The organism is Streptomyces sp. NPDC090088, from assembly GCF_044747345.1.
Taxonomy (GTDB): Bacteria; Actinomycetota; Actinomycetes; order Streptomycetales; family Streptomycetaceae; genus Streptomyces.
This window is the reverse complement of sequence record NZ_JBIVDZ010000002.1, coordinates 74,978-95,386: the sequence shown is the minus strand read 5'-3', so window position 1 is coordinate 95,386 and position 20,409 is coordinate 74,978. Positions and strand designations below refer to the sequence as shown.

General features: G+C 72.1%; 19 protein-coding genes. 9 read left to right on the top strand and 10 right to left on the bottom strand.

Features of this window, described 5'->3' with window-relative positions; genetic code table 11:
• Positions 1 to 21 precede the first annotated feature (21 nt).
• Positions 22 to 720, bottom strand: coding sequence for a M24 family metallopeptidase (locus tag ACIPSJ_RS09020; RefSeq protein ID WP_401344724.1), 699 nt, complete (start codon positions 718 to 720; stop codon positions 22 to 24).
• A gap of 72 nt (positions 721 to 792) precedes the next feature.
• On the bottom strand, positions 793 to 1,848 hold the full coding sequence (locus ACIPSJ_RS09015; protein WP_401344722.1) for a cation diffusion facilitator family transporter: 1,056 nt from the start codon (positions 1,846 to 1,848) through the stop codon (positions 793 to 795).
• A gap of 1,069 nt (positions 1,849 to 2,917) precedes the next feature.
• Between ACIPSJ_RS09015 and ACIPSJ_RS09010 the strand changes: the two genes are divergently transcribed.
• Positions 2,918 to 3,589, top strand: coding sequence for a DUF1775 domain-containing protein (locus ACIPSJ_RS09010; protein ID WP_401346192.1), 672 nt, complete (start codon positions 2,918 to 2,920; stop codon positions 3,587 to 3,589).
• Positions 3,590 to 3,635: 46 nt separating this feature from the next.
• Here the strand turns inward: ACIPSJ_RS09010 and ACIPSJ_RS09005 are convergent, their stop codons facing one another.
• From ACIPSJ_RS09005 to ACIPSJ_RS08995, 3 genes are all read right to left on the bottom strand, one after another.
• Positions 3,636 to 4,121: a hypothetical protein gene (locus ACIPSJ_RS09005; protein ID WP_401344720.1), complete on the bottom strand. Its 486-nt coding sequence runs from the start codon at positions 4,119 to 4,121 to the stop codon at positions 3,636 to 3,638.
• 114 nt (positions 4,122 to 4,235) lie between these two features.
• Positions 4,236 to 4,604: a hypothetical protein gene (locus tag ACIPSJ_RS09000; RefSeq protein ID WP_401344718.1), complete on the bottom strand. Its 369-nt coding sequence runs from the start codon at positions 4,602 to 4,604 to the stop codon at positions 4,236 to 4,238.
• Positions 4,605 to 4,803: 199 nt separating this feature from the next.
• A complete protein-coding gene (locus ACIPSJ_RS08995) occupies positions 4,804 to 6,432 on the bottom strand; it encodes an MFS transporter (RefSeq protein WP_401344716.1) in 1,629 nt (542 codons plus the stop codon).
• A 140-nt stretch (positions 6,433 to 6,572) separates the two neighbouring features.
• Between ACIPSJ_RS08995 and ACIPSJ_RS08990 the strand changes: the two genes are divergently transcribed.
• A complete protein-coding gene (locus ACIPSJ_RS08990) occupies positions 6,573 to 7,091 on the top strand; it encodes a helix-turn-helix domain-containing protein (RefSeq protein WP_359210026.1) in 519 nt (172 codons plus the stop codon).
• 100 nt (positions 7,092 to 7,191) lie between these two features.
• On the top strand, positions 7,192 to 7,713 hold the full coding sequence (locus ACIPSJ_RS08985) for a PaaI family thioesterase (RefSeq protein ID WP_401344714.1): 522 nt from the start codon (positions 7,192 to 7,194) through the stop codon (positions 7,711 to 7,713).
• Between the two features lie 7 nt (positions 7,714 to 7,720).
• Here the strand turns inward: ACIPSJ_RS08985 and ACIPSJ_RS08980 are convergent, their stop codons facing one another.
• The 5 genes from ACIPSJ_RS08980 to ACIPSJ_RS08960 all read right to left on the bottom strand — a co-directional run bounded on the left by ACIPSJ_RS08980 (position 7,721) and on the right by ACIPSJ_RS08960 (position 11,731).
• Entirely contained in the window at positions 7,721 to 8,512 is a 792-nt protein-coding gene (locus ACIPSJ_RS08980) for an SAM-dependent methyltransferase (protein ID WP_401344712.1), read from the bottom strand.
• 197 nt (positions 8,513 to 8,709) lie between these two features.
• Entirely contained in the window at positions 8,710 to 9,120 is a 411-nt protein-coding gene (locus tag ACIPSJ_RS08975; RefSeq protein WP_365692697.1) for a nuclear transport factor 2 family protein, read from the bottom strand.
• Between the two features lie 2 nt (positions 9,121 to 9,122).
• On the bottom strand, positions 9,123 to 9,932 hold the full coding sequence (locus tag ACIPSJ_RS08970) for an MBL fold metallo-hydrolase (protein ID WP_401344710.1): 810 nt from the start codon (positions 9,930 to 9,932) through the stop codon (positions 9,123 to 9,125).
• A gap of 139 nt (positions 9,933 to 10,071) precedes the next feature.
• A complete protein-coding gene (locus ACIPSJ_RS08965) occupies positions 10,072 to 10,566 on the bottom strand; it encodes a MarR family transcriptional regulator (protein WP_359226551.1) in 495 nt (164 codons plus the stop codon).
• Between the two features lie 127 nt (positions 10,567 to 10,693).
• Positions 10,694 to 11,731, bottom strand: a complete 1,038-nt coding sequence (locus ACIPSJ_RS08960; RefSeq protein ID WP_401344707.1) for a cytochrome c oxidase assembly protein — start codon at positions 11,729 to 11,731, stop codon at positions 10,694 to 10,696.
• A 176-nt stretch (positions 11,732 to 11,907) separates the two neighbouring features.
• Between ACIPSJ_RS08960 and ACIPSJ_RS08955 the strand changes: the two genes are divergently transcribed.
• From ACIPSJ_RS08955 to ACIPSJ_RS08930, 6 genes are all read left to right on the top strand, one after another.
• The gene (locus ACIPSJ_RS08955; protein WP_401344705.1) at positions 11,908 to 12,483 is read left to right on the top strand and encodes a hypothetical protein; all 576 of its coding nucleotides are present in this window, start codon (positions 11,908 to 11,910) and stop codon (positions 12,481 to 12,483) included.
• Positions 12,484 to 12,676: 193 nt separating this feature from the next.
• Positions 12,677 to 13,327, top strand: coding sequence for a hypothetical protein (locus ACIPSJ_RS08950; RefSeq protein WP_401344703.1), 651 nt, complete (start codon positions 12,677 to 12,679; stop codon positions 13,325 to 13,327).
• Between the two features lie 300 nt (positions 13,328 to 13,627).
• Positions 13,628 to 14,602, top strand: coding sequence for a phosphate ABC transporter permease subunit PstC (gene pstC, locus ACIPSJ_RS08945; protein ID WP_355709858.1), 975 nt, complete (start codon positions 13,628 to 13,630; stop codon positions 14,600 to 14,602).
• Between the two features lie 2 nt (positions 14,603 to 14,604).
• Positions 14,605 to 16,032 carry a phosphate ABC transporter permease PstA gene (gene pstA / locus ACIPSJ_RS08940; RefSeq protein ID WP_401344701.1) on the top strand — a complete coding sequence of 476 codons (1,428 nt, stop codon included), beginning with the start codon at positions 14,605 to 14,607 and terminating at the stop codon, positions 16,030 to 16,032.
• The gene (locus tag ACIPSJ_RS08935; RefSeq protein WP_401344699.1) at positions 16,032 to 17,708 is read left to right on the top strand and encodes a substrate-binding domain-containing protein; all 1,677 of its coding nucleotides are present in this window, start codon (positions 16,032 to 16,034) and stop codon (positions 17,706 to 17,708) included. The genes pstA and ACIPSJ_RS08935 overlap by 1 nt, the downstream gene beginning before the upstream one ends.
• Entirely contained in the window at positions 17,705 to 20,326 is a 2,622-nt protein-coding gene (locus ACIPSJ_RS08930) for a hypothetical protein (RefSeq protein WP_401344697.1), read from the top strand. Before ACIPSJ_RS08935 ends, ACIPSJ_RS08930 begins: the two co-directional genes overlap by 4 nt.
• Positions 20,327 to 20,409: the final 83 nt, after the last annotated feature.

Below are 20,409 nucleotides of genomic sequence, written 5' to 3'. Positions count from 1 at the left end.
TGTCGTGGGCGGCGCGCGGTGTCAGAGGGTGAGTAGTTCCTCGTGGAAGCCGCCGAACTGGCGGTGGCGGTGGATGAGGTGGATTTCGAGGATCCAGTGGCAGGTGCGGCCGGTCTTGTCGGTGCGGCGTAGAGGGGTGTCGTTGGCGGGGGTGATGTAGGACTCGGTGTCGGCGCCGTCGATGGTCTCGTGCGGGAACTCGCCGACGAGGTGTCCGGCGTGCCAGCCGCCCAGTTCCCAGCCGGCCTCGGCGGCCAGCCGTTCCACCTCGGTGTACAGCTGCTTCCCGGTGATGTCGCCGTGCTCGGCGAAGTACCGCTTGCCGGCGTCGAAGATCCTCGGCAGGTCGGCGCGGAGCCGGTGCTTGTCGGGGTCGTCGCCGAGGACGAAGGTACGGCCGAAGTCGGCCTCGTACTCCTCGAAGATGGGCCCGAAGTCGGCGAAGACGATGTCGTCCGCGGTGATGCGGCGGTCCGGGGGGTTCTCCCGGTAGGGCGCCAGGGTGTGGGGGCCGGAGCGCACGATCCGCTTGTGCCAGTGGCGGGTGGTGCCGAAGAGTTCGTTCGCCAGGTCCCGCACCCGGTCGCTGACCGCCCGCTCGCCCTCGCCGGGCGCGACCAGGCCGCGTGCCTCGATCTCCGCGAACAGCCGCTCGGCCTTGGCCTGGGCGTCCAGCAGGCGTGCCGCACGGGTGGGTTCGTCGTGAGCGTCATGAGCCATGGCAGCGAAAGTACGTTCCAATAAACATCCGAGTCAATCAGATTGGACTTCGCGAGGCCGCGGCGCTTCTCGTCAGTGCTCGTGCGGGCCGGGCCGGTGGACCGGGCCGTGGGCGTCGTCGCAGTGTTCCGCCTGTTCGGTCGAGGGGGTGGCGATCTGCAGCAGTTCCTCGCCGTCGCCGTCCTCGCCGAGGTGGTCGACCTGGAGGGTGGCGTGGGTGATGGCGTGCCGGTCGCGCAGCAGCTGCTGGAGGTCGCGGCGCACGGCGTGGCAGTCACCGCCGGGTTCGACCAGGACGTGGGCGGAGAGGGCGGGTTCGCCGGAGGTGATGGTCCACAGGTGCAGGTCGTGGATCTCGACGACCGCGGGCCGGCCGGCCAGTTCGTCGCCGATCGAGTCCGGATCGAAGCCGACCGGGGCGGCTTCCAGGAAGATCCGCCCGGAGTCCCGGACCAGGCCGTAGCCGGCCTTGAACATCAGCACGACCACGACGAGCGTGGCGATCGCGTCGGCGCGGTCGAAGCCCGTGAGGACGACGATCAGCGCGGCGATCGCCGTGCCGATGAACGCGAACAGGTCGTTGAGGATGTGCTGGTAGGCGCCCTCGACGTTCAGCGAGCCGCGGTTCGCCTTGGAGATGCACCAGGTGGCGGCCACGTTGACGACGATCCCGGTGAGCGCCGTGGCCAGCATCAGGCCGCCCTCGACCTCGGGCGGGCTGATCAGCCGGCGCACCGCCTCGTACGCCAGCCAGGTCCCGAGCAGCAGCAGGGTGAGGCCGTTGGCCTGCGCGGAGAGGATCTCGGCGCGCTTGAGGCCGTAGGTGAAGCCGCCGCGCGCGGGGCGGGCCGACAGCCGCATCGCGACGAGCGCGAGCACGATCGAGGCGGCGTCGGTGAGCATGTGCGCCGCGTCGGAGATCAGGGCCAGGGAGCCGGCGATGACACCGACGACGACCTCCGCCGCCATGAACACCGTGATGAGGGTGAGGGCGATGGCCAGCCAGCGGCGGTCGGCGTCCGCCGAGACGCCGTGGGAGTGCCCGGCGTGCCCGCCGTGGCCGCCGTGCCCGCCCTCCCCGTGGCCATGGCCATGGTCGTGGTCGTGCCCGTGATCGTGATCGCCCATGGCGGTCGCCTCGCCCCTCGCGTCGGGTGTTCCGCCTCGCAGTGAAACGCATGTCCGGGGTGAACGCCAAAGGCTGCACCGGTGACCGTTGTCATCTCCGTTAGCTCGGCCCTGGCCTGCGGAAACGCGAGTTGCCCGGGAGGCGGCCGAGCCCGTTTCCGACCGGCCGTCCGGCTGAACGTTCTCACTCGTCCCGCCGTATACGACGAGGTGACGACCGGGCCCGGCAGCGCTGCCGCAGCAGGCCGGGCCGGCCACGCGGGGACGTGTGCGCGGGCCGGTCTGTTCGCCGTGCTCGGGACCGTCCTCGCCACGTTCGGGCATCACGCGGTCGCCGGGACGGCCGTGCCCTGGCGGCTGGTCGTCCTCTCGACGGCCGTCCAGTTCGCGGCGGTGTGGCCGCTGGCCCGGCGCCGCTACGCCGCCGTCGCCACCGTCGTCTTCACCCTCGGGACGCAGGGCCTGCTGCACCTGGCGCTGTCGTACGCGGAGGGTGCCGGTGGCGGTGGTGGTATCGGTGGCGGTGGCGCGTCGGGCCACACCATGCACGCGATGCACACCATGCACGCCATGTCCGGGGACGGACACGCCTGGCACCGGGCCGGGACGGCGATGACGGTCGTACACACGGTCGCCGCGCTGGTGGTGGCCTGGCTGCTGCACCGCGCCGACGCCCGGATGACGGCCGCGCTGCGCGCGCTGCGCACCCTGGGCCGGGCCGCCGCGCAGGTGCTGGCGTGGGTGCTGCCGCGACCGGTCGTCCGCCGCCGTGGTGCGACGGCGTCGCGGCTGCCCGTCTGGCGGTCGGCGCCGGGGGCGGACGACGACACGCACGTACAGGAAGAGGTACTGGAGCACACGGTGGTGCGCAGGGGCCCACCGGCCGGGGAGCGGCTCCAGAACATCACCGGATCCGGCGTCCGCCGGTCCGGATCTTCCCGTACCGGCAAGGAGTTCCCCTGTGTCCCACGTGTCCCGCGTGTCCCCTGCATCCGCTGCCCCGCGTCCTTTTGTCCTTACGACTGTCCTTACGACGGCCCGGCGCGCGGCGCTCGTCGGCGCCACCGCGCTGACGGCCGCGCTCGCCCTGGCCGGTCCCGCCTCCGCGCATGCCGAGGTGGAGGCCGACACCCCGCGGGCCCTCGCCACCGGCGTCACCCTGACCTTCGTGTCGGAGGCCGAGTCCGACTCGGCCGGCTTCACCGAGCTCCGCGTCGTGCTGCCGGAGGGCATCTCCCCCGGTGACGTGAGCCTCGGCGACGCCCCGGAGGGCTGGAAGCTGACGGCGGCGAGCAACGGGTACACCGTCGCCGGACCGGCTCTGAAGCCGGGTGTCGACGCCGAGCACAGCATCAAGGTCAAGCAGCTCCCGAACGCGAGGGAACTCGTCTTCAAGACCGTCGAGACCTACAGCGACGGCGAGATCTCCCGCTGGATCGAACTGCCCACCGGGGGCAAGGAGCCGGAGCAGCCCGCGCCGGTGCTGAAGCTCAAGGCCGCCGCCGCGGGAGCCGCCTCACTCGCCCCCAGCCCCGGTGGAAGCAACAGTGCAAGTGCCAGCACCAGTGCCGATGTGACGCAGAGTCCGACTCCCTCCCCCGCGCAGGCGGCCGGGGACGACGACGGCGGTATGGCGACGGGGGCGGTCGTCGGCGGAGTGGCGGCGGTGGTCGTGGCCGTCGGCGGCGGGGCGTGGTGGCTGGTCGGGCGCCGGCGCCGTTCGGCCGCCGCGCAGAGCTGATCCGGGGCTCCGGGGCGGCGTTTCCCGCGCCGCCCCGGGGCCGTGGTCAGGAGGGGCTCTGCGTGACGCCCGGGCCCATGCCGCTCATGTGCACGATGTCGCCGCCGAGCTTGGGCCGGAACTCCTTGAGCACCTTCGGCTGGGCGCTGACCACCCAGCGCGTCCCGACCAGGTAGGTGCCCTGGTACATGCTGATCGTCTCCAGCCAGGTGTCCTGGAACCGTTCCTCCGGGAACGTGGTGATCAGGTAGTCGCCGCCCTTGGTGTGGCAGACGCCCTCGCGCAGTTCCTCCGCGTCCACCCGGATCTTGGCCTTGCACTGCGTCAGGTTGGCGATGACCTCGACCTTGGCGGGCGCCACGACCTGGGCCTCCTGGGCGGAGACCGTCCGTTTCCCGGAGGACTTCTCGTCGGTGGCGTCGTCCTCGCCGCTGCAGGCCGCGGTGAGCGGGAGAAGGGCGAGGCTGCCGACCACGGCCGCACCGCGGACCAGTCGGGCGGTGGGTGAACGTCGTTGCTGCTGTTGGGGCACGAGACGGCTCCGATTCATCGCGGTTGCGCGGGTGAAGGGGGACCCCTGAAGGGGGGTACGGCCGAACACCGACGGGTGTTCAGCACGTGAGGGGAGGTGAGGTGGGGTGGCCGGTCAGCGGCGGAACGTCTGGAGGGCGGCCGCGTCGGGGGTGTGGGCCGAGGCGGGACTGCGGGGGTCCCTCGCCGTACGGGGACGGACCGCGCGGGCCGGTGCGCCGGCGTCCGCCGGCGTCGCGGTACCGGTCGACGGGATCTCGGCGGGCGACGGCGCGTCGGCGTGCTGGCCGGTGCGCGGAGCACGGACCGGCGAGTCCGCCGCCGCGTCCACGTGGACCGAACCGGCACCGGCGGCCCCCGCCGACTCCGCCGCGAGCACAGGTGCCGCCGTCACGGCCGCCGTGTGCACGGCGTAGGAGGTGTGGTGCGGGATCGCCAGGTGCAGGAGTACGGCAGCGGCCAGCAGCACCACTGCCGCCGCCATGCGCCGTACCACCACGGGACTCCCGACGTCTGCTCCCACCGACGTCACGACGCTACCCGCCCACCCCCCGTGCCCGGCCCGAACTCACAGGCCCACGAGGTGATGTGGGCAACACGCGGCTCACCTCACCCGGACATCCCGGTGCAGCCGGTACCGACGGCGTGCGGGGGCACGCAGACCCGCCCTCCCCCGGAGAGCACTACTTCCCGGTGCCGGACGGCGCCGTCGTGGTGGTGTGGTGCGGGCGGTTGCGTATCAGCAGGGCCGAGGCGAGGGCCGCGCACAGGAAGACGGCGGCGACGACGGTCATGCCGGCGTGGACGCCGGAGGTGAAGGCGTCGCCGACGGCGGCGGTCACGCTCGGCGGGGTCGCGCCGTGGCCGCCGGTGCCCGTGGCGACGGCGTGCTCGACGGCGGGCCAGGCGGCTCGGGGGACGTCGTGGGCGTCGAGCTGGGCGGGCAGCCGGGACTGGAGGCGGCCGGCGAGGAGGGCGCCGAGGAGGGCGGAGCCGGTGACGGAGCCGATCTGGCGGAAGGCGTTGACGGCTCCGGAGGCCATGCCGGCGTGTTCGTGGGAGACGCTGACCAGGGCGGCGGCGGTGCTCGGCGCGGCCACCATCCCGGACGCGGCGCCGAAGAGCACGTACAGCCACCACACCCGGGCGTAGGGGGTGGTCGGCTCCACCGTGGTGAATCCGGCCGTGGCGGCGGCGCCGACGAGGAAGCCCAGGGTGAGCGGGAGTTTGAAGCCGGTACGGCGGATCACGCGTCCGGTGGCGTAGGCGACGACGACGTAGACGCCGAAGAAGGCCAGCAGCCGCCAGCCGACGTCCAGGGCGGACAGGTGCTGTACGCGCTCGTAGAAGAGCACCGAGAGGATGGCCACCCCGGTGAAGCCGAACAGCGACACGGCCGCGACGAACATGACGGCGCTGAAGGACGGCGACCGGAACAGGCTCATGTCCAGCATGGGGGTGCGGGCGGCCCGTTCGACGAGGACGAAGCCGCCCAGGGCCGCGACCGCGACGAACCAGGCCGTGAGGATCCGGGGGCTGGTGTAGCCGTCGTGGCCGCCTTCGATGAGGGCGTAGACGAGGGCGGCGATACCGAGGGCGGCCAGCACCTGGCCGGGGATGTCCAGCTTGCCCGCCGGGCCGCGGGACTCGGCGACGAAGACGGCGGCCGCCATGGTGACGACCGCGAGCGCGGCGGTCGACAGGAAGACCGTGTTCCAGTGGAAGTGGTCGAGGAGGGTGCCCGCGATCAGCGGTCCGGCGGCGAGTCCGATGCCGGAGGCGGCCGCCCAGGCGGTGACCGCCTCGGTGCGCCGGTGCGGGTCGGGGAAGGCGGCCCCCAGGATGGCCAGGCTGTTGGGCAGGATGAGGGCGCCGCCGAGGCCGGAGACCAGCTGGCCGGCGATGACACCTCCCGTCGAACCGGCGGTGTAGACGGTGAGCGATCCGATGATCATGACCGCGGCGCCCGCGAGGAAGGCGCGCCTGCGGCCGTAGCGGTTGCCGAGGGTGCCCGCGGACATCACCAGGCTGGCCACGAGCAGCGTGTACGCGGAGGGGATCCAGACCAGGCCGGTCGGGGAGACCCGCAGGTCGTCCTGGATGGCCGACAGTGCCGACACCGACGCGGTGATCAGCAGGAACGTCGTCATGGCACCCAGGCACATCGCCACAAGCGTGACGGCCGCGGCACGCCGGGAGAGCGGCTGACCAGGCTGGTGCGGCTGCGGCTGCGGCGACTGGTGGGAGTGGTGCCGGTCGGCCGGCTTGAGCCGGCCCGGGGCGGGAGCAGGGGTCGGGGCGTCGGGGGCCATGGAGTCCTCGTCTCGGAGCCGGGCTGCGGGCAGCGGGCGGCGGCGCGCCCCCGGAGGCCCGAGCTGACTTATGATTGCAGAAGTCAGCTACGACGCTATAGGCTGACTTCGCACGAGGCAAGCCAGGTGGAGGTGGAGCGGTGAGGGACACAGAGGTGGACGAGGAGACGAAGGATCTGCTGCGGGACCGGGACGCCTGGTCCATGGCCAACTGCTCGGTCGCCCGGACCCTGGAGATCGCCGGCAACAGGACGGCGCTGCTGATCATGCGCGAGGCGTTCCTCGGCACGCGCCGGTTCGACGACTTCGCCAGGCGGGTCGGCATCGGCGAGCCCGCCGCCTCGGCCCGCCTGAAGGAACTGACCGCCGCCGGGCTCCTGGAGCGCGTGCCCTACCAGGAGCCCGGCCAGCGGACCCGGTACGCCTACCGGCTGACCGAGAAGGGGCGGGACTTCCTGCCCGTCCTCACGGCGCTGCGGCAGTGGGGCGACACCTGGGCCGCGGACGAGCAGGGGCCCCCGCTGGTGGTCCGCCACAAGGACTGCGGCGCCCCGGTGCACGCGGTGCTGCGCTGCGACGACGGCCACGACGTCCGGCGCGGGGAGTCGCTGGTCGACGCCGGGCCGGGTCTCATCCGCGTCGGCCCGGACGACAGCTGAACCCCGCGACAGCCGAACCCGACGGCAGCTGAACCCGACGGCAGCAGTAACCCGACGGCAGCAGTAACCACCCAACCGGAAAGCACTACGAGGAGTTGTCTTGACCCACGACGTCGACCCCGGGCAGGGGTCCAGGTCCCGCACGTTCGGCTGGGAGGACCCCGCCGTCTCCGCCGGCGCCGTCCCGCACCACAGCGGCCTCGACTTCCTCCGGGAGATCCTGGCCGGACGGCTGCCCGCCCCGCCGATAGCCGCCACCCTGGGCTTCACCCTGGAGGAGGCCGAGTACGGCCGGGCGGTCTTCGTGCTGGTGCCGGGCGAGGAGCACTACAACCCGATCGGCAGCGTCCACGGCGGGGTCTACGCCACGCTCCTGGACTCGGCGGCCGGCTGCGCGGTGCAGTCCGTGCTGCCCCAGGGCACGGGGTACACCTCGATCGACCTGACCCTGAAGTTCCTGCGCCCGGTCACCGTCGACACCGGCAAGGTGCGCGCCATCGGCACCGTCCTCAACAGCGGCCGCCGCACCGCCCTCGCCCAGGCCGAGCTCCGCGACTCCGCGGACCGGCTGCTGGCCCACGCCACCAGCAGCTGCCTGCTCTTCCCGGTCACGGCCGGCTGACGGCCGGTCAGCGGACGCGGGCCACGCCCGCGTAGATGCCGGCGTCCGGCTCCGGTTCCGGGGCCGGGGCGGAACCGAGCCACTGCGTCGACGTCACCAGGCCGGGGGAGACGAGGTCCAGGCCGTCGAAGAAGCGCTCCACCTCCGGGCGGGAGCGGAAGGCGAGCCGGATCCCGCCCTTGGCGTACTCGGCGACGACCTGGGCGGCCAGCTCCGGGTGCACGTCGGAGGCGGCGTGCGACAGGATCAGATAGCTGCCCGACGGCAGGGTGTCCATGAGGGCCCGGACGATGCCGTGGGCGTCCTGCTCGTCGGTGATGAAGTGCATCAGCGCGATGAGGGACAGCGCGACGGGGCGGTCGAAGTCCAGGACGTGCCGGGCGTGCCGGACGATCGCCTCCGGGTCGCGCACGTCCGCCTGGATGTAGTCGGTCGCCCCCTCGGGGCGGGAGATCAGCAGCGCCTCGGCATGCCGCAGCACGATCGGGTCGTTGTCGGTGTAGACGACCTTCGCCGACGGCACTATCTCCTGGACGATCTGGTGGAGGTTCGGCTCGGTGGGGATGCCGGTGCCGATGTCCAGGAACTGGTCCACGCCCTGCGCCGCGAGCCACGCGGCCGCCCGGTTCATGAACTGGCGGTTCTGCCGCGCCGCGTCCCTCGCCTCGGGTGGCAGCTTCCCACCGACCGCCTCGTCGACCGGGTAGTTGTCCTTGCCGCCGAGCAGCCAGTCGTAGACCCGCGCGGGATGCGCCCTGCTGGTGTCGATCGGCGAGGAGGGCTGAGGGCTGGTCGGCATGGCAACTCCGTCGCGCCGGTGGAAGGTTCGGACCGGGTTCGCGGTGATCGTACTCGGCCGTCCGATCCGCCATCCGGTCGGCCGTCCCATCTGCCGTGCGCGCGGGGGGACTTGGGGTGCGCGGGACCCTGCCGTACGCCGCACCGGCGGGAGTTGGCCCGGTGGGGGCGTACGGCAGGGTCCGGGTGCGGGTCCGGTCAGCCGGGCATGGCCGCACGGACCAGCGCGGTGTCCACGAACTGTTCGAAGCGGACGATCAGGCCGCCGCGTACGACGAAGTGGTGGGCGACCCGGACGTCGACCGGTCGCCCGGTGGCCCTGTTGACGGCCGTGTAGCGGGCGAGGACGACGACGTTTTCGCCGTCGACGACATAGGTGTCGTCGTGGGCGGTCCAGCCGTCCCACTCCTCGCCGAGCCGCTCCATGACGTGGGCGGTGACGCCCTCGGGGGTGCGGTAGGTGCCGGCCAGCGGGAAGCCGGCCATCTCCGTCCACTCCACGTCGGGGGCGAGGGTGGCGCGCAGGGCGGCCAGGTCACCGGCCGCCGAGGCCAGGTACTGCCGTCGTACGACGTCGGCGGGGGCGGTGGACAGGGCGAACTCGCTCATGGTCAGCCCCACTTCAGCTCGCCCTTGGCGACCTTCGCGCCGATCTGGGCGGCGATCAGCATGCCGTGGTCCGGGTAGCGGGCGACGAGCGCCTCGGTGAGCGCGGCGCCGTCGGCGGCCTTGTCCAGCTCCTCCTCGAAGGCGAGCAGGTAGTCCCGGGTGGCGGTGACGGCGGAGACGTCCGCCGGGGTGCCGGGCAGCCGGTGCCCGGGCACGACCAGCTCCGGCTCCAGGGCCGCCATCTCGTCCAGCAGCCGGATCCAGGCCGAACGGTCCTCGGGGGCGGGGGTGTCGGCGACCCACACGTGCTCCCGCTGGAAGAGCAGGACACCGCCGAGGAGGGCGCGGTGCCCGGCCTGCCACAGGTAGTGGCGGTCGGGCAGCCCGGCCGGGCCGCCCCGGAGCTCGAAGCGGTGGCCCTCCAGGGTGAGGTCGCCGGTGAGCGGTTCGAGGTCCACCAGGCGGGTCGGCAGGTTCGGGCCGAGGGCCGCCCAGGCCTTGAGCTTGCCCTCGTAGGAGTGCCGGATGTGCTCGATGGTGATCGGGGTGGCGACGAAGCGGGCGTCGGGGAAGGCGTCGGCGAGGACCTCGGCGCCGAAGTAGAAGTCGGGGTCGCCGTGGGAGACGAAGACGGTGGTCAGCTGCTTGCCCGAGTCGAGGACCGCGGCGGCGAGGCGGTGGCCGTCGGCCCGGGTGAAGGCGGCGTCGACGAGCAGGGCCTCGTGCTCGCCGGTGACGAGGGTGGCCGTCTTGTTCCGGGAGCCGGCGGGGAAGTCCAGGTCGAGGACGGTGAAGTCGAGGGCGGGGCTCATGGTTGCTCCTGAACGCAGAGGGGGAGGGCGGCGGAGGGAGGGCCGGCCGCCGATCGCGAGCAATTCACCTGACAGAACAGTAACTGACGCGTCAGATATTTCTCCGTGCGTGTGGCTCCCGTCACACCCGCGTCCGGGGTCAGGGCAGCCGGGGCAGCACGTCCCGCGCCGCATGGCTGAGGATCCGCAGATCCTCCGCGAACCGGTCACGGTCCTCCGGCGGCAGCGGCGCCAGGAAGAAACGGCGGATGTTCTCGACATGCACCCGGGAGGCGGCCACTGCGGTCTCCGCGCCCTTGGCCGTCAGCCGGACGAGACGGCCGCGCCGGTCCGCGGGATCCTCCGCCCGCTCCACCAGCCCGGCCGCCTCCATCCGGTCCACCAGCCGGGTCACTCCCCCGGTGGTCAGCACCTGCTCCTGCGCGACCGCCCGCATCGGCAGTCCCGGCTCGCCCGCCCGCCCCAGGATGAGCAGCACCTCGTACATGAGGTGGCTGATCCCGCACTCCTGCTCCAGGGACCGCCCCAGGAGGTACTCCAGCCGGTTCGCGGCCCCCTGCAACCGCCCGAAGGCCAGCACCAGCGGGTTGTTCGCGGCGTCCCGCGGCGTCGAGATCTCCACCTGCTCGTCCACGACCCCGGAACCCCTCTCCTCGTACCCGCACCCGCACCCGTCTCCGTCCGATCATCCCCGAGCGGAACCGGACCGGCCAACGCGCGCCGCCACAGCGTCAGTCGGTCTCGCGCCGGCCGGTCTCGCGCTAGTCGGTCTCGCCGTGCTGCCGGCGGATCCGGGCGGCCACCTCGTTCTCCTCCGTCTCCCACCAGGGGCGGACCCGGTCGGCGGCCGGGGCGGAGGGAGCGGACGGGGCGGGCACGGCGGCCGAAGCGGAGGCGGGGGCGGAGGCGATGGCAGGGGCAGAGGCAGGGGCAGGGGCGGTGGCGGCCTGCTGCCGGTCCAGGTGGCGGTCGAGGGCCGCCGTCTGGACGCGCTCCGCACGTGCCCACTGGAAGAGGATCGCCAGCAGGAAGGGCAGGGCGACCAGTTCGGCGATGCCCAGCATCGCGCCGCCGCCGATCTGCTGGTCCTGACGGACGTCCGGGGACCAGGACGGATGGTGGTGCAGGTACCAGGCGCCGGCGATCAGCGTGCCGTGCGTCATGACGACGAGCCCGGGGATCGCGTCGACCACGCTGTCCAGGAAGACCAGGGCCGCCCGGACCGGGTGGGTGCACCAGGCGGGGAGGGTCTCCTCCCGGGTCAGGACCGGTACGACGAACAGGCAGCCCGCCGCCAGCAGGTTCAGGTACATCAGCTCGTGCAGCCAGCCGACCCGCAGGGCGGTGGCGAAGTACGGGGTGAAGTAGACCGTCAGCTCGGTGGCGAGCACCAGCGCCGTGCTGACCAGCGGGAAGGTCAGGACCCGGATCACCCGGCCGGTCATCGTCCGGCGCACCCGGGCTGCCGCGCCCTCCGGCAGCGCCGCCAGCGCGAGCCGGAGCGGGTCGCCCAGGGCCAGGCCCAGCGGGGCCACCAGGTCGAGCAGGATGTTCTGGACGGCCGCCGGCCAGAACAGCACGTGGTCGTAGACGGCGAGCGCCGACATCGTCGCCACCACCAGCGCGCCGAGGCCCAGGACCGCGAAGGCGGCGGTGCGGGCCGCCGACCACGGTTCCCCCCTGCCCCGCACCCGCGCCACGCCCCAGCCGTACAGCCCGCCCAGGGCCAGGACCAGCAGCAGCGCCGGTACGTCCCACTGCCACGACGTCAGCAGCCGGCCCACGGTCAGCTCGGCCATCCGGCTCACGCTCCTCAAGATCCGGGACGAAACGGGTCAGGTCTGGCCCACTGCGCGACGCTATACCGAGCCCGCCCGACCCTCGCACAGGGGTGGCCTGCAGAATCGGCGCGATCATCGGACCGGTGATCGACACAGTTCACCGAGGTTCACAGAAGTTCACAGGGGTGGGGTTCATGTTCGGAAAGCGGCTCGTCGTGAGCGGGGTCATCGCGATTCTGATCGGCACGCTCGGCGCGTGTTCCAGTGGCGGGGACGAGACCGGGTTCGACGACGGCGTCACCTACGGACAGGACGACACGGGCACCGACACCGGCACCGGGACCGGCACCGGGACGGGCGCCACCACCTCCACCCCCACTCAGGACGACACCGTCCACGGACTGAAGGACGACGTCCGGCACATCGCCGCGAAGACCACCAGGGCCACCCGGCCGCACCTGGTCAGGAAGTGCACCACCGCCACCCGCCGGGTCCGGCACACCTCCACCAGCGGGAGCGGCAGCAAGCGGAGGACCCGTACCTGGTACACCACCGAGCGGTACCGGTCCTGCTCCAAGGTCCGCAGCGGCACGGAGACCTACCGCAGGACCGTCCGCGCGGAGCAGTGGTGCGTGGAGCTGGACGACGTGAACGGCGACCCGAAGACGGACGACGTCTGGTACCAGGTCGGCCGTACGGTCTACGACGACGCCCGGGCCGCGGACGACCACGCCCGGCTGGAGTTCGTCCCGGCCCACGAGGGCTGCTGAGCCGCCCGCCCGGCCCCTGTCACAGTTCTGTGCCAGGCCGAGGTGACCCTTGTTCACTTTCGTTCAGCCGTCCTTAAAGTGATCGACGCGGCCTGTGGATCTTGAAGAGCTCCGCCGCCGCACGGAGACACGGGGAACACGGGGAACACGGGGGCCTTTCACCATGGGGGAACGATTCGTCGCGCCTCGGCGCATGCCGGCACGGCCCGTCGCCGCGCTGCTGGCCGCCGTCGGGGTCCTCGCCGGGGTGCTGGTCGGCAGACCGGGACTGGAGTCGGTGCCCGGCTGCGGCCCGTCGGGAGAGCTCTACCCCTCGCAGACCGCGCAGGACTGGGTGTCGTACGCCGATCATGTCGTCGTCGCCAGTCCGACGCGGGAGCGGGACACCAACCGGCAGGACTACGCCAAGGGGGCCATCGCGTACACGGCGGACCGGCTGGTGAGCTTCCGGACCGAGCGCCGGCTGTGGTCGGCCAAGTCGCCCCGGCACGCGCTCGGTTCCGGCTTCGACCTGGTCGCCCCGGGCTGGAAGGCCTACCGGCCCAGTGGCACCCGGGTCGCGCAGATGGCCGTCGACTCGCCCCGCTTCCGGACCGGGCACACCTATCTGCTCGCCGTGCGCTGGCACGAGGGCTCCTGGGCGGTGCTCGGCGAGGGTGCCTCCGTGCCCTTCGACGACCACACCGGCGACCGGGGCGAGTGGTGCGGCCGGGTGCTCGGCGAGGACGACATCGCGGAGGGGGAACGATTCTCCCGGCATGACGACCACAGCCTGGAGAAGGCGCTCCTCGGCCAGGACGAGCAGGCCGCCGTCAGCGCCCTGGACCGCGCTGCCCGCGGCTGAAGCCGATCGCACGGCCGCACCCGTGCCGTACATCTGACCGCGTCCCGGACGGCACAGGGCCGGCAAAGCTTTGTCCCTCAGGACCCTCCAGTACACAGCCGCCCACATCTCCCCCACCGAAATGGCATGCACTGTTCACGCGTTCTCCACTTTCGACGCGTTGGTGCGCAAGGAACCGGCCATTGACTCTGCGGCGCGGCACCCCGATTCGGAGCCGTGTGGGGCGAATCGTTTCCGAACAGGGGGGGCACTGTGGTGTCCGCGCTCGAGGGTTCCGCCGGGGCGGAATCCGAAAGACCCGTGCCCAGGCGGCTGTCGACCGCCCGAGGGCTCGGGGACCGGATCTTCCGGTACCAGTTGACGGCCACCGGTGGTGTCGTCCTCGCCATCATGGCCGCCGTGGGGCTGTTCCTGCTCCTGCGCGCCGGACAGGCGCTGCGGGCCCGGGGTGTCTGGGCCTTCCTCACCACCGCGCAGTGGCAGCCGGACGTCCACAAGTTCGGCATCGCGGCCGTACTCACCGGCACGCTGCTGATCGCCGCCGTCGCCGTCACGATCAGCGTGCCGCTGGCCGTCGGCACCGCGCTGTTCATCTCGGACGTGGCTCCCCGGGGACTGCGCAGGACGCTCGTCACCATGGTCGACCTGATGGCCGCCGTGCCGTCCGTGGTCTACGGCCTGTGGGGGCTCTTCTTCCTCCAGCAGCACGTCATCGGGCTGTCCCGCTGGCTGTCGGACTGGTTCGGGTGGATCCCCTTCCTGCACGTCGACGGCACCCAGCCGGGCGAACCGCTCGCCTCCCAGAGCGTGTACACCGCCTCCACCTTCGTCGCCGGCATCGTCGTCGCGCTGATGGTCGCGCCGATCCAGTGCTCGGTGATGCGCGAGGTGTTCGCCCAGGCGCCGGCCGGTGAACGCGAGGGCGCCTACGCGCTCGGCGCCACCCGCTGGGGCATGATCCGCGCGGTCGTGCTGCCGTACGGCATGGGCGGGATCATCGGCGGCACCATGCTGGGCCTCGGCCGTGCGCTCGGCGAGACCATCGCGGTCTATCTGATCATCTCCCCGGTCTTCACCATCCAGCCGCACATCCTGCAGACCGGCTCGAACTCCGTCTCCTCCCTCATCGCCCTGCACTACGGCGATGCCTCCACCTTCGGCATGTCGGCGCTGATGGCCGCGGGCCTCGCGCTGTTCCTGCTGACCCTGGCGGTCAACTTCACCGCCTCCTCGATCGTGGCCCGGTCACGGTCCGGCGCACAGAGCGAGGCGTGACGATGACCGTCGTAGACCTTGAGAAGGACGTCCCCCAGGACGCCCCCCGGCCGGCTCCCCAGGACGCTCCCGCGACCGGCCCCGCGACCGCCGCCGACGCCGCCGCCGCCGAACTCCCCGACGTACCGCGCCGGATCGGCGGGTTCACCCGCTCCGGCGTGCTGTCGCTGCTCGGCGCCGCCGCCTCCGGGCTGTGCGTCACCGTCCTCCTCTTCGGCGAACTCGCCCCCTTCTCCGGGGCATTGGGCTTCTTCATCACCGCGTACCTCTCTTTCCTAGGTATCTACGCGGTGTTGACAGGGCTTGAGGAGGACGCGCAGGCGGTCCGGGACCGGGTGATGACCGTCGTCCTGTGGACCGCGGGCGGGCTGATGTTCTGCGCGCTCGCGATGGTCGTCGGCTTCACCGCCTGGCGCGGCCGCGAGGCCCTGCCGCACGGCAACTTCTTCACCCAGGACATGCAGGCGGCGGGCCCGCTGGACCCGCTGACCCACGGCGGCATCGCGCACGCCATGCTCGGCACCCTCATCATGATCACCATCGCGCTGACGATCACGGTCCCGCTGGGCCTGGCCTGCGCGGTGTACCTGAACCAGATCCCGGGCCGCTTCTCCCGGTTCGTCCGCACGATCGTCGAGGCGATGACCGCGCTGCCGTCCATCGTGGCCGGCCTGATGGTGTACGCGGTCTGGATCCTCGGCCTGGGCATGCAGAAGTCGGGCCTCGCGGCCGGCTTCGCGATCAGCGTGATGATGCTGCCGATCGTGATCCGCGCGGCGGACGTGGTGCTGCGTCTGGTGCCGGGCAACCTGACGGAGGCCTCGGAGGCCCTGGGCGCGCCCCGCTGGCGGACCGTCTGGCACGTGGTCCTGCCGACGGCCCGCTCCGGTCTCGCGACCGCCGTCATCCTCGGCACCGCCCGCGGTATCGGCGAGACGTCCCCGGTCCTCCTCACGGCGGGCTTCACGGCCGCGCTCAACGCCGACCCGACGAGCGGCCCGATGGTCTCCCTCCCGCTGGCCGTCTTCAACTTCGTCAAGTCCCCCGAACCGACGATGATCGCCCGAGGCTTCGGCTCGGCGGCCGTCCTCATGGCCCTCGTCCTCATCCTCTTCGCCATCGCCCGCGTCATCGGCGGCCGCGGCCCCGGCCACCAGAGCAAGCGCCAGGCCCGCAGAGCCGCCCGCGCCTCCCGCCGCGACACCGACCGGTTCAGCCAACTCCACACCCCGGGCCTGGACCTGTTCGAGACCGGTTCCTCTGAGAGCAACGACGAGACCAACACCCTTCTTGGGGGCGCGGGGAACGGCGCGACCAGCCACGACGCACCCGCGCCCGAAAACGGCGAACCGGCCCCCGAACCCGCACCCACCGACGGCGAATCCGCCCCGCAGGGGAACACGGACCCCGCAACAGGAGACAGTCACTGATGTCCAGCCAAGTCATCAACGCCCTACGACGGCTGGGCATCCTGGCCGCACTGATAGGCATCCTCGGCACCATCGCCGCCGCCCCGGCCGCCGCCGACACGTACACCCCCATCGCCGGCGCCGGCTCCACCTGGGCGGAGAACGCCGTCGACGAGTGGCGCCGCGCCGTCAACCAGTACGGCATGCGCATCAGCTACGCCGGCACCGGCTCCTCCGACGGCCGCCGCCAGTTCCTCTCCGGCACCGTCGACTTCGCCGTCTCCGACATCCCGTTCCAGACGAACCCCACCGACGGCAGCGCGGCGGAGCGCCCGGCCTCCGGGTCGTACGCCTACATGCCGATCGTGGCCGGCGGCACGGTGTTCATGTACCACCTCACCGTCAACGGCAAGCGGGTCACCAACCTCCGCCTCTCCGGCGACGTGGTCACCAAGATCTTCACCGGGGTCATCAAGACCTGGGACGACCCGGTGATCAAGGCCGACAACCCGGGGCTGCAACTCCCGCACCGCACCATCGTCCCCGTCGTCCGCTCCGACGGCTCCGGCTCCACCGCCCAGTTCACGATGTGGATGGCGAACCAGCACAAGGCGCTGTGGAACGCCTACTGCGCCAAGGTCGGCCGCTCGGGGGCGTGCGGGCAGACGTCGTACTACCCGACCGTCTCCGGCATGATCGCCCAGTCCGGTGACCTCGGTGTCGCCGGTTACGTCGCCCAGAACTACGGCGAGGGCGCGATCGGGTACGTCAACTACTCGTACGCGCTCAACGCGCACTACCCGGTCGCCAAGATCCTGAACCACGCGGGCTACTACACCGAGCCGACCCCGCAGAACGTGGCGGTCTCCCTCCTCAAGGCGGAGATCAACACGAACAAGAACTCGTCGGACTACCTCACCCAGCAGCTCAACGGCGTCTACAACGACAGCGACAAGCGCAACTACCCGCTGTCCAGCTACTCGTACATGATCCTGCCGCTGAAGGTGCAGGGCACCTTCACCAAGGCCAAGGGCAAGACGCTCGGCGCGTTCTCGTACTACTTCATGTGCCAGGGCCAGCAACAGGCGCCGAAACTCGGCTACTCGCCCCTGCCGATCAACCTCGTCCAGGCCGGCTTCGACCAGATCCGCCGGATCCCGGGCGTGGAAGCGCAGAACATCAACATCAAGAACTGCAACAACCCGACGTTCACCGCGAACGGCGAGAACAAGCTCGCGCAGACCGCGCCCTACCCGGCCGCCTGTGACAAGAAGGGCGCCGCGCCCTGCACCAGCGGCAGCGGCGGCGCCAAGTCCGGCTCGGGCGGCTCCTCCTCCAGCGGCGGCTCCTCCTCCAGCGGCGGCACCACGGGCGGTACCGGCTCCACGGACGCCTCGACCGGCGGCACCGGCGGTACCGGCGGCGGCAGCGCCCAGCCCTCCGTCGACCCCGACACCGGCCAGACCATCTCCCCGGACGGCTCCACGGGCTCCGCGTCCGGCGGCACCGGGGCCGCGGCGGCCGGCGGCACGGTCGCCCTCGCCCAGCCCGTCGCGGTGGCCACCGGGCACGGCTGGACCGCCACCCAGACGCTGATGCTGCTGGCCGCGCTGCTGGTCTTCGGCCTGCTCCTGCTGCCCTCGGTGGTCTCCCGGCTGGTCGGCAACAAGCGTTCCGACGACGGGAGTTCCCGATGAGACGGACCAGTCGCACCCGGATACGCAACGCCCTGGTCCGCCTGCTCGCCGGCGCCACCGTCGGCGCCCTCGCCGGACTCGCGGTCGCCCAGGCCGCCCCCAGCGCCACCGCGGCCACCGGTTCCGCCGTGACCGTCTCCGGGCGCGGTGAGTTCAAGGACATGAAGTTCACGGTCTCCCAGACCAAGAACCTCACCAGCCAGGCCGTCACGGTGAGCTGGACCGGCGGCACCGCGACCACCTTCGCGGGCACCCAGTTCAACACCGACTTCGTCCAGATCATGCAGTGCTGGGGCGACGACGACGGCACGGTCCCGACCAACCCGGGCCCGTCGCGCACCCAGTGCCAGTACGGCGCCTCCCCGACCACCAACCGCACCAGCTGGCCGGGCAACGCCCTGGACGACACCCGGCAGGTCTTCTACAGCGCGGACCCGACCAACTACGGCCAGGACAACCGGTACGGCGCCGCCAACCCGAACGCCGGCGGCGAGGTCCCCTTCAAGTCGGTCGACGGCACCACGATCACCACGAACACCCAGAACAACGCGCTGTTCAACTACAACACCACCAACGAGATCGACTTCGCCCGCACCGGCACCAACGGCACGGGCAAGGAGTACTTCGAGGTGCAGACCGCCAACGAGGCACCCCACCTCGGCTGCGGCGAGCCGGTCAGCACGGACGGCGTGACCAGGCCCCGCTCCTGCTGGCTGGTGATCGTCCCGCAGGGCCATCTGGACCTGGACGGCAAGCCGTACGCGGACACGAGCCAGGTCAACGCGGGCTCCCCGGTCTCCTCCACCAACTGGAAGAACCGGATCGCGGTCAAGCTGAACTTCAACAGCGTCGGCACCAACTGCGCGCTGGGCGCCGACGAGCGCCCCACCACCGGCAGTGAGCTGGTGGCGGACGCGATGACCAGCTGGCAGGCCCAGCTCTGCTCGACCGGCAAGGTCTACGGCTACACCGAGCTCGGCGAGCCCGACACCCGGTCCCGGCTGACCTCGGACGCCTCCTCCACGGGCATGGCCTTCACCACCCGCAAGCTGGGCGCCGACGCCGGCACCACGGCACCGTCGGGGACGACCACGTACGCGCCGGTCGCGCTCTCCGGAGCCGTCATCGGCTTCACGATCGAGCGAAGAGCCAAGTCCGACGCACCGGACAGCATCAAGAAACTCGCGGGCACCAAGGTCGAGTCCCTGAGGCTCAACGCGCGCCTGGTCACCAAGCTCCTCACCGAGTCGTACCGCAACTCCCCCTGGGGTTCGATCATCAACGGCACGGTGGCCAAGGGGTACGGCTGGGCGAAGAACAACCCGGCCGGTATCGCCTCCGACCCCGAGTTCATCGCCCTGAACCCGGAGTTCCAGTACCTGTCGGTCGCCGAGACCCCGGCCACCGACACCGACCTGATCACCTCGCTGGGCCACTCCGACACCGCCCGCGCGATCTGGCAGTGGATCCTCGCCGACAAGGACGCCCGGCAGTTCCTCGCCGGTGTCCCGGACGACGACGGCATGCGGGTCAACCCGTACTACAGCACCAACAAGGACCTGAACCCGACCGGGATCGCCTTCGACCCGTCGAGCACCGACGACTACCCGAAGAGCGACCCGTGGTGCACGGTGCCGCCCGGCTCGGACGCCCCGTCCACGGCCACCCAGTGCATGACCGACTTCCACCCCTACGTGGACGACATGCACTCCGGCGCCCTGCACACCCGGCGCGCGGACACCCTGTGGAAGTCCAGCTGGGACGCGCTGTCCAGCCCGCAGGCGTACAAGAGCCCCGGCCCGCAGACGGTCGGCTCGCGGTTCATCATCACGATCACCGACGCGGCCTCCGCCGCCCGGTACGGCCTGCAGACCGCCCAGCTGGAGAACAGCGCCGGCAAGTACGTCGCCCCGACCGCGGCCGGGCTGACCGCGGCCGCCGCGACCGCCTCCGGCAGCGGCGTCGCCGAGATCACCCCGGACAGCGCCACGGCCAAGGCCGCCTACCCGCTCGCCGAGCTGGTGTACGCGGCGGTCCGGCCCGGCAAGGTGAGCAAGGCCGCCCGCCAGGACTACGCGGCCCTGCTGCGGTACGCCTCCGGCACCGGGCAGATCCTGGGCGCCGACCCGGGCAAGCTGCCCGAGGGGTACGCCCCGCTCTCCACGAAGCTGCGCGCGCAGACCGTGAAGGCGGCGGACGCGCTGCTCGCCTACACCGGGCCGACGTCGACCGACGGCGGGGGTTCGGCGGACGGCGGCGGCACGAACACCTCGGGCGGCGGGCCCTCGGGCAGCGGCGGTACGGCCGACGGCGGTACGACCGGCGGTACCGGTACCGGTACGCCGGCGGACGGTGCCAGTGCCACGCCGAGCGTGAAGGCGTCGTTCGACGGGGGCAAGGCGCTGGAGACGACGGCGGCGGGCAACACGCCGGCCGACCCGGCGAACCCGCTGCGGTACGCCGTTCCGGCGGGGGCCGCGCTCGGGGCGGTCGCCGGGGTCGGGGCTCCGTTCGCCGGCGGGCGGCGGTTGTCGGTGGCTTCCGCTGTGGCGGCAGTTCGTCGGCTGCGGGTTCGTCGTGGCTGGTCGCGCCCACGCGGCGGAGCCGCAAATGGATAACGCCCCGCGCCCCTGAAGGGGCGCCATCCCGAGGGGCGTCAGAGCCCCACCGGAGCTAAATGCTCCCCACAATCGGCCGCCCG

What these genes read in the sequence shown, in the direction of transcription:
- ACIPSJ_RS09020 (WP_401344724.1), bottom strand. Translation starts at nt 720, where the DNA reads ATGGCTCATGACGCTCACGACGAACCCACCCGTGCGGCACGCCTGCTG.
- ACIPSJ_RS09015 (WP_401344722.1), bottom strand. Translation starts at nt 1,848, where the DNA reads ATGGGCGATCACGATCACGGGCACGACCACGACCATGGCCATGGCCAC.
- ACIPSJ_RS09000 (WP_401344718.1), bottom strand. Translation starts at nt 4,604, where the DNA reads ATGGCGGCGGCAGTGGTGCTGCTGGCCGCTGCCGTACTCCTGCACCTG.
- ACIPSJ_RS08995 (WP_401344716.1), bottom strand. Translation starts at nt 6,432, where the DNA reads ATGGCCCCCGACGCCCCGACCCCTGCTCCCGCCCCGGGCCGGCTCAAG.
- ACIPSJ_RS08980 (WP_401344712.1), bottom strand. Translation starts at nt 8,512, where the DNA reads ATGCCGACCAGCCCTCAGCCCTCCTCGCCGATCGACACCAGCAGGGCG.
- ACIPSJ_RS08975 (WP_365692697.1), bottom strand. Translation starts at nt 9,120, where the DNA reads ATGAGCGAGTTCGCCCTGTCCACCGCCCCCGCCGACGTCGTACGACGG.
- ACIPSJ_RS08970 (WP_401344710.1), bottom strand. Translation starts at nt 9,932, where the DNA reads ATGAGCCCCGCCCTCGACTTCACCGTCCTCGACCTGGACTTCCCCGCC.
- ACIPSJ_RS08960 (WP_401344707.1), bottom strand. Translation starts at nt 11,731, where the DNA reads ATGGCCGAGCTGACCGTGGGCCGGCTGCTGACGTCGTGGCAGTGGGAC.
- ACIPSJ_RS08955 (WP_401344705.1), top strand. Translation starts at nt 11,908, where the DNA reads ATGTTCGGAAAGCGGCTCGTCGTGAGCGGGGTCATCGCGATTCTGATC.
- ACIPSJ_RS08950 (WP_401344703.1), top strand. Translation starts at nt 12,677, where the DNA reads ATGCCGGCACGGCCCGTCGCCGCGCTGCTGGCCGCCGTCGGGGTCCTC.
- pstA (WP_401344701.1), top strand. Translation starts at nt 14,605, where the DNA reads ATGACCGTCGTAGACCTTGAGAAGGACGTCCCCCAGGACGCCCCCCGG.
- ACIPSJ_RS08935 (WP_401344699.1), top strand. Translation starts at nt 16,032, where the DNA reads ATGTCCAGCCAAGTCATCAACGCCCTACGACGGCTGGGCATCCTGGCC.
- ACIPSJ_RS08930 (WP_401344697.1), top strand. Translation starts at nt 17,705, where the DNA reads ATGAGACGGACCAGTCGCACCCGGATACGCAACGCCCTGGTCCGCCTG.